At 38.2% G+C, this 12,644-nt stretch carries 9 protein-coding genes; 5 read left to right on the plus strand and 4 right to left on the minus strand.

The genetic code is table 11. The features are described 5' to 3' along the window. On the plus strand, nt 1–633 hold a 633-nt coding region (locus H5186_RS21790; RefSeq protein ID WP_182794980.1), incomplete at its 5' end, for a chitodextrinase. Between the two features lie 174 nt (nt 634–807). Here the strand turns inward: H5186_RS21790 and H5186_RS21795 are convergent. After that, nucleotides 808–1,647, minus strand: coding sequence for a glycosyltransferase family 8 protein (locus H5186_RS21795; RefSeq protein WP_182794981.1), 840 nt, complete (start codon nt 1,645–1,647; stop codon nt 808–810). Nucleotides 1,648–2,681: 1,034 nt separating this feature from the next. Between H5186_RS21795 and H5186_RS23195 the strand changes: the two genes are divergently transcribed. From H5186_RS23195 to H5186_RS21805, 3 genes are all read left to right on the plus strand, one after another. Continuing rightward, nucleotides 2,682–3,314: a hypothetical protein gene (locus H5186_RS23195; RefSeq protein ID WP_259398903.1), complete on the plus strand. Its 633-nt coding sequence runs from the start codon at nt 2,682–2,684 to the stop codon at nt 3,312–3,314. Beyond that, complete coding sequence (locus H5186_RS21800) at nt 3,293–4,849, plus strand: PKD domain-containing protein (protein WP_259400396.1); 1,557 nt, start codon at nt 3,293–3,295, stop codon at nt 4,847–4,849. The genes H5186_RS23195 and H5186_RS21800 overlap by 22 nt, the downstream gene beginning before the upstream one ends. Before the next feature lie 457 nt (nt 4,850–5,306). Beyond that, nucleotides 5,307–6,968 carry an SUMF1/EgtB/PvdO family nonheme iron enzyme gene (locus H5186_RS21805; protein WP_182794982.1) on the plus strand — a complete coding sequence of 554 codons (1,662 nt, stop codon included), beginning with the start codon at nt 5,307–5,309 and terminating at the stop codon, nt 6,966–6,968. Between the two features lie 70 nt (nt 6,969–7,038). Here H5186_RS21805 and H5186_RS21810 read toward each other — a convergent pair whose 3' ends face one another. Further along, nucleotides 7,039–8,862: a winged helix-turn-helix domain-containing protein gene (locus tag H5186_RS21810; protein ID WP_182740862.1), complete on the minus strand. Its 1,824-nt coding sequence runs from the start codon at nt 8,860–8,862 to the stop codon at nt 7,039–7,041. A gap of 268 nt (nt 8,863–9,130) precedes the next feature. Beyond that, entirely contained in the window at nt 9,131–10,165 is a 1,035-nt protein-coding gene (locus H5186_RS21815; protein WP_182740863.1) for a hypothetical protein, read from the minus strand. 621 nt (nt 10,166–10,786) lie between these two features. Between H5186_RS21815 and H5186_RS21820 the strand changes: the two genes are divergently transcribed. Then, the gene (locus H5186_RS21820; protein ID WP_182719586.1) at nt 10,787–11,116 is read left to right on the plus strand and encodes a hypothetical protein; all 330 of its coding nucleotides are present in this window, start codon (nt 10,787–10,789) and stop codon (nt 11,114–11,116) included. 1,171 nt (nt 11,117–12,287) lie between these two features. Here the strand turns inward: H5186_RS21820 and H5186_RS23425 are convergent. Further along, nucleotides 12,288–12,443: a hypothetical protein gene (locus H5186_RS23425; RefSeq protein ID WP_404676377.1), complete on the minus strand. Its 156-nt coding sequence runs from the start codon at nt 12,441–12,443 to the stop codon at nt 12,288–12,290. Between the last annotated feature and the right edge of the window lie 201 nt (nt 12,444–12,644).

Here is a 12,644-nt window from a genome sequence, read left to right on the forward strand (position 1 = left end):
AACCAACCCCATTGGGATGGTTGGATTTGGCTGCAAAATACTGTGATAGAAAAATGGCAAGCAAACAAAGTGTATCAAGGTGGCAACCTTGTAAAACACGGAGCCGACTACTACCTTGCCCGCTATTGGAATGAGAATAACGAACCTAAACTTCATAGTAGTTGGCAAAAAATTAAAGATTCATTCTACCTGATCCCAGATTTACCACCTGAACACCCTGACGACTATAAAACGCTGGACGGTGTTGACCAAAATGATAACGGTATTCGTGATGATTATGAGCGCTATGTGTATGAAAAGTTTGATTCTCCACAGCTCATCACCTTTAGTTTAGGCGCAGCTTCAACATTACAACTGGTTATTGATATTGAACAAGGGCGTATACCAAATTTAGATACTGAGATCAGTAAGCAGATTATTTTGGATATGATCAACATAAGCTACTGTGTTCGATATTTACAAAATTCACACCCACACTTTAGAGAACCCGAAGTTTTATACTTTAATACGATAGATAGAGCTTACGCTAACCGGAAAAGCCAAAATAAAATTAGTGACTATATTGCTTGGGATGACGACTTTCATTACGGCGCTGATAGAGACTGCAAAATCCTTAAGGAGGACATAAAATGATTAAATTATATTTATTTAAAGTCTGACTAATTTAATGCCGGTCGCAGATGTATCCCGACAATCAGCAAAAAGCCAATAATGGGTGAGTAGTTTGGTTCTTCATATCAACACGCAGAATGTTATGCACAAAGAACCAACAAATCAAAAACAAAATAAACACAGTTTTATAAAAAACTAGCGATCAATGCATCTCTCGCTACATAGCTCAATTAACCAATTGGGCAGCGGATATTTGGCGTATACCGTGCTTAAAAAGTTATCCCACGCTTTATCTTTGAGTTGTTCAATTTCACTCTCAGATACCAACCCTTTATATAGCTGGGCAAAATCTTTTAAAAACTGTATATCACGACGCCGACTATTTTTGGCGTATCCTTTACCTGCGTAGTGAATAAAGTCAGCATCTAAGTAACCTTCTTTGCCAAACATATCCATTCGGTTAAAAGCTTTGTCAAATGAGCTATGTGCGATGCCATTTTTATGGAGTGTATAATTGAAATAGCTCTGGTCATAATGCGTTATTTTATTACAAACCTTGTGTAAATCATCGAGCGTAGTCTTTTTAAAAAGTGGGCATTGGCTAGACGTCAGAATGATACCCGCATTGTAATAAATAGGTCGATTACTCTTGAGCGGCCAGTCGACTTTTCCAAGCGCATCACATACCATTGCGACATCTTGCTCACGCTCTTGAATAATACCTTCATCAAACCAATAAGCAGTTTGCAAATCGGTATAAAGGTCAAAAACATTTCTAGCATGAGGTGTAATTAAAACATCAGCGTCTACGTAGAGCACTCTGTCATATGTTTCGAGCAACTCACCTATTCTCAGTTTTTCTGTCCACGCAGGGCTTGCATTATATGTTGGGTTTTCGATCTTTATCGGATAGTGCAATTTGTCAGATATTATTAAATCTGCACCGACTTTTTCGGCGTAATGCTTAAAACTCAAAATTGCGGCTTGATACATTGGGTTATCGCCAATGGCAAGGGTAAATATGGCTTTTTTCATGCGTTATCTCAGAGTCCTTTGTTCAGTTATTTATTTTATCCTAATACCCAAAAGTTTCCCAAGAATTGGCCTTATATATCAATGAACTAATAGTATTGAAAATTTAGGGAGTACGGGAACAATCATGGTGTTTTGTGATTTTATGAACCGCTAAAAAACAGCACGAAAGACCATGAATGCTTTACTATTTTGCACAATATACTCCGCGCTGTCACCCCCAACCCAATCCATAAAGCTAGATTTAATACTTTAGTCGCTGCCGTTAAATCTCTTTTGCACTGTCAGCAATGCACCTTAACTTATATCGCTCGCTATTTAAATTCAAAAACAACTAAAAAACATGATACTAAATGTATTGACCGACGGTTCAGTAAAGCTCGCTCTTTGCCCCCTATCGGGAAAGCACGTTCTGCTTTTAGCACCATTATCCAAAAGTACAAAAACAATTTTTTTAATGCACAAACTGATCCTGCCAAGTGATTGCCGACCCGTGATTGTGATGGACACGGATTTTAAAGTCCTGTGGCTCAAGCCGCACGAAACGATGGCTAGCATTATACCAGCCAGTTTCGCGGTACGACACACCTGAAAAAGGACCGTTAATAATTATTTTGGGGGTTCCCTTAGACATCACGCAATACTCAACGTATCGGACTCGAGCAAACAGACGAGTATTTTACGACGTTGCCCGGTACTACTCTTTATGAAAACCAGATTGAGTCCGCGATAGCGAACGTTGACTAGGTGAACAAACATTTGGGAGATACGCGATACTGCACGCTCTTAACCAGTAGTATAGTCGCCCTTGTGACATTATTCTTCAACTAATGGGTCAATTAACCTTAGCTTTGGATAATAAATAGGCTAATCCAAACCTCAAGTTACTTACACTACATAGTCTATAATTTAGCCAAATAAATTGAAAAAATAGCGTACTTGTTCTAGAGTGTAAACTTAATGGTAAAAAACCAAAATAAACTCATATAACATTGATTTATATTGTTTTTACCTACCCAATTGACTAAGGATAGCCAATGATTTTTTTTCAATCACTTTTATTGCCCTCAAATCTCATCCAATTAAATCTTATTCGATTTAAACAATGTATCTCTATATTTATTACTTTATTTCTTGTTGCGTGTGGCGGCGGCAGCTCTGACTCTCCTGCAATTAAACAGCCGCCAATTGAAGAACAGCTAAACCCTGTTACTGAAGTGCCAACGAATCAAATATTACATGCGTTTTTTCGTGATCAAGATAGTTCTATTGGCAAACTATCTGGCATCGTAACAATTGTCGCCCCTGAAGTTATTGATAGTGACTCCGCTAAAGTTGAGTCTGTGTGGGTTTATTGGGTAGATGAGCAAGGAAATAAACAGGGCGATGCGTGGTTAAAAACTATGGATAAAGCGGTTTATCATCTTGATATTCCAAAGGATACAAGTATACCTGCAAATACCAATGCGCTATTGCTTTTGCCGGTAAACACCATTGGACAGGCCACAAAAGGTACCCTTATTTCCTTTCATGATTTCATAGGTAATGCTGAATTATCGGGGCCTGGGGGGAATAAAGTTCACACTTGGGATTATGGCGTAGGTCGCAAGAAAATTTCAATTCAGCGCACAGAAGAGCAAGGTGGATTATGTATTTTGATAATGGTTTAGTCAGCATTACTCATATGAATAATACTAAGGATGAAGCTGGGGAGAGTAATAATAGCAATAAGTTCCCTAACGACGTTAATGAGAATGCTTTCCCTCCTTATTCATTTTTATGTGATACGCAGCCGACACATTCCGAAGATATGATTTATGATGAGACTGGGGTCTGGACATATTCAACGCTTAATGACGCCATGTTTTACGGCACATTCGTTTACAATAGCTTTGTTAAATACCTTGGGGAGCCGCCACTGGAAGACAAAATTAGAATCCGTGTTCACTATGGTCAACAATATGAACAAGGCGCCTTTTGGGATGGTGCATATGCCAACTTTGGTGATGCGTATCCGTTATTTTACTCTATGGCTTCACTTGACATCATTGCGCACGAAGTGGGCCATGGGGTTTTAAATAGAGTGTCTGATTTAAATCAATTCGATCATGAAATTAGTACTGATGCTCGTACCTTACACGAAGCCTTTGGCGATATATCAGGTGTAATGGCAAAATATGAGTTTACGGGACATTCAGATAATTGGATTCACGGCCAAGAGAATGGCGGTTTTATTCGTCATCTCGATCAGATAAAAACTGAGAATGGCGCCATTGATAGTTTTCTTGATTATGAAGAGGCTGGTGATAATTTCTATTTACGCATTGGTATGATCACTTATCCATTTTATTTACTATCAAATCAATGGGGCATAGAGCCTACCTATAAAGTGTATTTAAATTCAGCCAAGGTCTGTTGGAGTGCGTTGACCACACTAACTGAAGCTGCAGAATGTATTAAACAACAAGCTGGTGTTGCTGGCTTTTCTGAAGAAGATGTCGTTGAAGCTTTTAAGGTGGTAAAGATAAAACTTTATGACCAAGGAGTGCTCAGCCATTTTAATGCAGATAAAATTAAATTAAGCACTCAGTTTACCGATGATAGCCGCTCAACGAATCAAGTCGTTCAATGGTTATGGGATTTTGGCGATGGTCAAACTTCAACAGAAGCCAGCCCTAAGCATATCTTCGCAGAATCAGGAAGTTACCTAATTAAGTTGACAGTAACTGATCAATCCGATGATCAAGATACCTTTGAACGGCTTATTCAGGTAACAGATCAGTATTGCTCAATAAACTCAGCTAGCGTCGATAAGCACATCACTCATGTTTCTATTGGTGGCAACGACATTAATTATAACTCAACAGCATGGGACTATACCCAAATGCCGATAGAGCTGATAAATCCCAGTAATACTATCATCAACATTCAAGGAGATACTGGAGTAACAGAGCGATCTACCTCATGGAAAGTCTGGATTGACCTCAACGATAATGGAATTTATGGTGATGAAGCTAATGAGCTTGTCGTCGATAAATTTGTCGAAGAGGGGCAACCTTATGGCCTTAATACTACACTCGATTTATCAACGCTGCCAAATAGTCGTCAGGCTAAATTTATGAGAATTATTGGTGACTATACCGTTTTTGGCCCTTGTTCTTCGAGTATAGGAGAAGCGCTAGATTTAAGTGTGAGTTGGCAGTAAATTCGGTTAATACATCTTATTGAAGAGAGCGATTTATACGAGAGCGTGCTGAACTTTCCGGTATAAAAAACAAACAGCAAAAAATACGGTGTAATTGAATTCGCTAAAAAACGTTACACCGAATACATACGCCAAGATAAATGTTAACAAACGCGACATGGAATGTCTTATCAAAAGTAATGTGCTTAGGGGATCTAGGCGATCCCTCAGAACTTAACCCCTTTGTCGCTTTGTTCAGCATTCAGCTTCAAATTTTCTTAAGATCCAACCTATAGGTAAATTATAAATCCAGACCTTTGATATATGAAGTTAAGTTCTTACTGGTTAAACAAAGAGTTGTAGCTTTTAATCAAAAAATCATCTAGGTTTTTTCTATTTTTTCCACCATTTAGATTTTTTATAAGATTTTTATTGCTTAATTTTCCACTATTACTCTCTCATTAAAAAGGAAAACTAAATGAAAATAAATAAATTAATAATTCCTCTCTTCTTGTCGATTAATAGCCCTGCAGTTTATGCAAATGAAAGTACCAGTGGTTTGATTGAACCCATCATGGTCACGATACCTGCGGGTACTTTTCAGATGGGCGATATAGATAAAGAAGATGCCCAGCCTGTTCATAAGGTAACGCTACCCGAGTTTAGCTTAGGAAAATATGAAGTAACCGTCAGAGAGTTTCGTCACTTTGTTAAAGAGTCTGGCTATGACATGCCGACTAAATGCATCCATCAATTAAATGGCTGGTTTAATTATGGAGCAACAGCAGGCACATGGGAAAACAACTCGCTCAACACCAGTGACTTTCAACCCGTTAATTGTATTGGCTGGAAATCGGCTAATGCTTACGTTCAATGGTTGGCTGAGAAAACAGGTCGCCCTTATCGCCTGCCCAGTGAAGCTGAATGGGAATACGCAGCAAGAGCAGGCACAAACAGTAAATATTATTTTGGTGACGACCCCGACCAAACCCTCGTTTGTGAATACGAGAATACGGCTGATTTAACGGGCGAAAATATACTACAACGCGATACCAATACCAGCTATGTTAACTTCTTCAATGGTAAGTCAAACTGTGTTGATCACTCAGCTTATGCAAGCATCGTTGGTATGTATAAACCAAATCCATTTGGTCTACATGACATGATTAGTAATGTGGTTGAATTTACTGCTGACTGTTACAAAAAAAACTATAAAAATGCACCCACTAATGGCCAACCATGGACAAGTGAGAATTGTGAATTCCGCGTAGCACGAGGTGGTAGCTGGCATTGGAATACATTTGCGGTTAGTGAAAGAGGCGTCATGGGTAAAGACTTTATCGGTGCAGTAGAAGGATTTAGGATTGCACTTGATGGCGCAGCCCCAGCAATGGGAGGCAACACCAAGCAGTTTAAAAAAACGCTAAAAATAGCGCAACACAGTGAACAGTTAAGGCGTGATGCGGTTTTACCCTACCCAGACACGGTCACTAATTTAACCATAAAACAACAACAAGGTCTTGTTACTTTAAGCTGGGACAAGAGCGAACAAACAGATATTGAAAGTTATCGTGTTTACAGGAACTCAGCGATAGGCAGCACATTTAAACTATTAGCACCAAACATAGTAGAAACAATATTTAAAGATGCTAATATCGATAACCATCAATATGAATACACGGTGGTAGCGGTTAGGCGTCATCAACAAAGTGATTACAGTAATACGGTAAAAACACGAGCACCTTGGGTACAAATACCTGGAAGATTGGAAGCAGAATCAGCAAGTGAGATCACCGGCTCCTCCGTAGGAAGAACCTCAGATATCGATGGTAAATTCAATTTAACGGGCCCAGGCGGCATAAGTGACAAGGCGATAATGAGCTATCAGTTAGAGGTCGCAAAATCAGGGAATTATTCGCTTAGCTACCGAGTAGCAGCTCCTTATGATACAAAAGGCTTTGCAATATTAGTGAATGATGAAGAGCTAGCCACAGTAAAGGTAACAAGCACGGGTGGATATCATCAATGGCAAACCCAATCAGGCGCTACCATTTACTTAAACAAAGGGAAAAATAAATTGACGATACAATCACGTGATAAAAACTGGAAGCTAAACTGGGTTAACTTCAAACAGAATTAGCTTATTTAATAAAGCGTCAAGGCAGCACTATTGCTGCCTTTTACGTTTTTAAGTAAGCGCTTAGTACAATTCATAAACTCAAAGACGTCAGCTTCTCCTCATTTATCCGTCGCCAATAGTCACTGCCTTTTTCATTGATATATTGAGAATAAAAATCATAATTTACTTGGGTATTGTCAGAGCCGCAAATCAATAGTGCGATGTCTAAACTAAGACGAAGATTACCCGACAATTGTGCTTGCTCAAAAGTACGCTCTGCGTGACTAATAAATGCATCAGTATCGTTTTGCGCATCTGCTAACAACGTTTTCAAGTAAGAGTTATCTGCACTATCTAATGTAATACCTGTCATAAGTACTTGTGCGTCTTTCAGGCGGTTTTGACTTATATAGTATTTCATTAATTGCCTACGACTCGTTCGTGCAGCCCAAAACTCAGGCGTCAATGTAGCTAGTTTTATTACTTGTTTTAAATGAGGCTCTTTATCCTCGAGGTTCTTAGTAAAAATAGCATAGTGAAACGGTATGATAGCCAAGTGATAGCTAGGAAATTGGTAAGCCTTCATTTTACTTTCGGCTTCTCTTAAATAAAGGTATTTGTCGTCTTCTTGTTTATTTTTATGCGCCAACACAGATAAGTAAGTTAAAGCATCAAGCTCACGTTGTTTATCGTGAGCCTCAAAGGCTAATTTGGCTGATGTAAGCAGACTATGCTTAATGGCGTTATAATCTGCCTGATTGTGATCTATCCACGACTGTGCAATCAAAGCGTCGGCTTGTCGAGGTAAATCATTAATTATTTTAAATTGTTCTATCGCATTTGCCAGCTTTAAGGCGCTTAAATCAAATAGTTCTTTTCGTGTTAATACTTCACTTTGAAAGAGTAAAGCATTCCCCACATATTGGGTATTTTTTTGTGAAATAGCCGCTTTTTCAAGTTTACTTGCCATCACCAGCGCTTTTTCAAACTCTCCCATCCTTAAATAAGTTTCGGTGAGCTGGCTAAGAATAATAAGATCATTAGATGCTTGTTGGTGAGCAATAGCTAAGTTTGCTTGCTTAACTGCTGGGGCTTGCGCTTCATTGAGTAGGTTATAAATAACTGGATTCTGTAAGTGACTTAAAAGCTGTTTTGTAGCATCGCGTTGATCAGCCCCCAACACATGGCCGCGCCAATCAGCAAAAGGGCCCTTTAGAATAAAATCAATATACGTCTTTTCATTATAAGTGCGCATAGAGCCTGATAAAATCAACGGGTGCTCACTGGCCAATTGAGGATATTCATAATCGGCTGAAACTTGAAAATAAGCAGTATTTAAATGAGGTATTTCAGTAAAGTCAAAATGTTCATTATCACTAAGATTGACACGCTGCGCGTCTGACTGAGTACTAAGCGGGATATAAGAAATTTTAATAACAGTGCTATTAACTTTACCTGATGGCTTGGCGATTAAATACATCAACGCAATAGCAAAAAGGGTTAGCGCCGTAAACGCCATAATTAGCCACTTTTTGCGCTGGTGTGGGAATGCTAAAGCCGCTGTTGGCTGCTCTGCTACATTTGAATTTTCAGTGCTTGGCGCTTTTTCAGTATCACTATGGGTTGCATCAACTTTGAGTTGCCATTGATAACCTCGTTTTGAAAAGGTTTTAATTGCATGGCTACCAAAAAGCCCTCTTAAATTACTAATGCTTTGAAAAACAGCCTGCTCGCTCACAACCTTGTCTTGCCACACCTGCGATAAAATATCGTCTTTACTAAATACAGTGTCTGAATGTTGCAAAAGCAGCTTAAGCACTTTGGCGTCATTGTGTCGAATAGCCAAATCCTGACCATTATTTTTAAGTACCAAACTGGTACTATCAAACTCAAAAGTATCAAATATATAACGCATTGTTTTTATTATAATGGCTCATTCAGTGATTTTGTCTATCCACATAAGCTTATGTGCCAATGAAGAATGTATGATTTCCAATCATATAGTAAAAAATCACTTTAGTCTTTATGGCAGTGACTTCGGTTGAAGGCGCTAGGTGCGTAGTCATATTTAAATTGAGTTTAAAATTAAAAACACATGTTTTTTTGAATAAAAAGATCAAGTAAACACTGCAGCCTGCTTGACCGGAACTTTCTAATAAGTGAACCATTGGTATATGAAGGGTTTATAATTGAAAACCACACTTTCTACTAATTTTCAGCAGCTCTAAAAGATCATCACGATTACTTATATAGCATAGGTTATCTAACTGCTTTTCGTTGAATACGAGCTTTATAGTTCTAATATAAGAAGATTCTATTAACTTCCTCTGAGCACTATCCTTAGCCAAATCAAATAACATAACTAGCTCATCTGCAATCAAATTAAAATAATACAATGTTTCATATTCCTTAAATAAATAAGGGGAATCTACAGCATCTCCTCTTAGATCATCCAAGCACTTCAATAGAACTATCCCGCTAAAGCAGCTAATTTCATCCGAAGTAGGCTTGTTTACAAACACAGATATTAAGTCTTCAAAGGTTTTTAAATACTCGAGCTCTTCACATTCATGCTTTAAAAAAGTCTTGCACTCAGGGTCTTTTAGGTAATGACTAAGATCTGCTGATTCAATGAGACTGAGTACTGATGTAAATAGTTCAGAACTAGATTCAACTCCCTCCTTTTGCTTATAACTGTTATTTTTTATAAAAGCTTTACTGTCACCTTGATCTATTTCATTAATCATTCTTTCAAATGAATATAAAACAGCTGAGCTTAATAAACCGTATTTATTAATTGATGCTTTAATCACGCTTTGCAATTTTTCACAGCTAGCTCTGAGGCGATTAGATTGCTCAAGAAGAAGCTGGGTACTTACTAAGTTTCTAGTTTCTTCAAGCTCTGATTTACTCGTTTTCCATGTTCTGTAGAGCAATATTATCGTAACGATTAATAAAACTGGGTTTAAGGCATTATTAAAGTAAGTGGCAGCATCAACCCACTTATTCAAAGGCTCTGCCAAACTAAAACTAAATCGAGAAAAGTAAAAAAAGCTAACACTACTGAATAAGCAAAGTATTATTACGGCAATTATTATCCCATAATCAAATCCTTTTTTATGTTTACTCTCTCTATCCCACCTGAATAAAACCCCTCCTATAATGAAAAGGATTATAATAAGAAATATCCAGCCCAAGTACTCGAGCATTGAATCCATTTATTCTATCCTTATCTAATGGCTGATAATTAGCCTTAATTAGTACACATTGACTTAAATCAACAAACTTTAGATCAATAAAAGGTAACTGCGAAATAGAAGCTGGAAAGTTTCCACTTTATCTATCCTATAAAGCATCATAATTTGTAAAAGCATAAAACCTATAAATATCAAAAATATAAAAACTTGCCAACAAAAACTTTCGGTCAAGCATTCTTGAATGCTTGGATTCACTGCGCAAGCTCAGCTCTTGTATTTAGCCAAGACCAAACACCTACTTCACGTTTAAAACCCTTCCCCCGTCATCACGCACTGAAAATAAGTAATTGATGAGTAATTCATTTCATGGCAGGATTTTGTTCCCGACAAATCCTAAGTACCTACATCCATGTAGGCAATGAAATGAAAACCGTGACTTGCCATGGGTGAAAAGCGCAGCTTTGAACTAGAGGCCATGGATGGCCGAACTGGGGAGCGTGAAAGTCTGGACTATCTTCGCGTTTGCGTTAACTGCTTGTAAACAGAAAGCCCCATAGCCTTAAAAAATTGTTCGTTTACATTACAAAAAAAAAGTGAGAATATCGAACTTCAGCATAGGTCAAAAAAGGAACAAGGAAAGTTATGAGCTCATCAAAAGAAATGAGTGTTGTGAAAAAAGTAGGTATTGCCGGTAGAATCGCTTCAGTAGGCCATTTCGTATATCGCCAGTTCATCGGTAATCATAAAGATGCAAATGAAGCATATACTAGAGTTTACCCTACCATAAAACTTACGATTCAAACTTATGGCCGCAGCTCAAATGAATCTACCAATTTATTAAAAATACTAGCAAACCTTGCGCCAGCAGGTGCGATAAGAAGAAACTTTACTAAACGATACATAGATGACAGTGAAGGTTGGTTAAAGCTACCAAAAAATCCGAACGATATACCTTATGGTTATTGGTATTGATACTATGAAAAGCAATATATTTTGGTACTTGTTTCTCCTATTACTTTTACTTACCACAGGCTATGACATCTATAACTCCTTTTTCAATATAAGCTTGCAAAAAATTCAGCCAGCATGGCTGAGTTGTCTTACATTTACGTTTGATACTCTTACTATCGGCGCATGTTTAGGTATTATATATAAACGTTATATTTTACATCATATCATTTGGTTACTCATTATATACGCTCAAATAACAGCTGTTCTTTTGGCGCTTTATTATGAGTTTACTGCTGGAGGTTATACTAGAAGTGAAATGTTGTTATTTTCTAACATCATATTTTTTGTTGCTTTAATCTTCTTATATCCACTTATTAAATATTATCAATTAGTTAAAAAACACTCAAAACAATGTAATTCTTAATTAGGTGCATAAAGGCAGTGTGCTTTCTATGACTGGAAACCGTGGGGCTAGGTCTTGCATATTGCCAAGACCAAAAACCAATCTGGCGTTTAACACCCTTCCCTCATCATCACGCCCTGAAAATAAGCAATTGATGAGTAATATCGCGCATAGCATGATTTTGTTCCCGATAAATCCTAAGTACCTACATCCATGTAGGCAATGCGCGATAAGGCGAAACTAGGCCATGAGTGAAAAGCGCAGCTTTGAACGAGAGGCCATGGATGGCCGAACTGGGAAGCGTACATGAGTCGGCCTATCTTCGGCGTTTACGTTCACATCAATTGTGCATTGAAGGATTAAGCGTGATGCTCGGGGCGCCGTGGGGTTCCTAGGGGCGGTCGGCGGCAGCCGCCCCTTGGTTGCCGCCAGCAAGCTAAACCTTGAATAAGGTTTTTCATGTAGGTCGCAGATTTATCACGACAAAAGTTAGCGAGTTAGCAGTGATACCACTTTTTGGGCTAAAGCCCAACCTACAAACCACAAGCGTCAGCAAGCTCAACGCCTACGGTGATTAACTCTGTCACTAGTGTTAAATCATTCGTGGCTGAAGCCATCTCCTACAACAATACTTAACCTCTGTGTAGCGAAGCGCATTTGAGTTCTCGGTGGTGAAATTCACTTATCGCCCTAAGAACGACCTACAATTTAAACCACACCAGTAGGGTTTCGTTGCACTCTCCCCAACCTACGCCACTTGCGTTGTAAGGCGAAAGTTAAGTGCTTTTATCACTTGAAAAAAGTTTCGCAACGAGTTTTGGTTTTACCATTCACCGCCTTATACGAGCTTTCACGATTTAATCCTGTTGCGTTAGCAATATCGCTCACGCCATGCTTTTTCACCAAAGATCTGAAAGGGGTCACCCATAAGAAGCTTCCGATCATGCTGACGACTGTGTTTTATTGATCTCTGTATTCAAAAACCAAGTATTGCTACTTTTCAAACTCATTAATGATTTTGAAATATTTAATCCTCCCACCTTGCATTTACCTAAAAAGTGAACTTAATTAAAAAAGTAATGGAACTTCATCAAAAGGAATTTGCAATGACTAAACTCATCATTATTGCTTGGTTACTTTTTTGTT

Origin of the sequence: Pseudoalteromonas sp. SG41-2 (assembly GCF_014164535.1) — a bacterium.
In the GTDB taxonomy this organism is placed as follows: Bacteria; Pseudomonadota; Gammaproteobacteria; order Enterobacterales; family Alteromonadaceae; genus Pseudoalteromonas; species Pseudoalteromonas rhizosphaerae.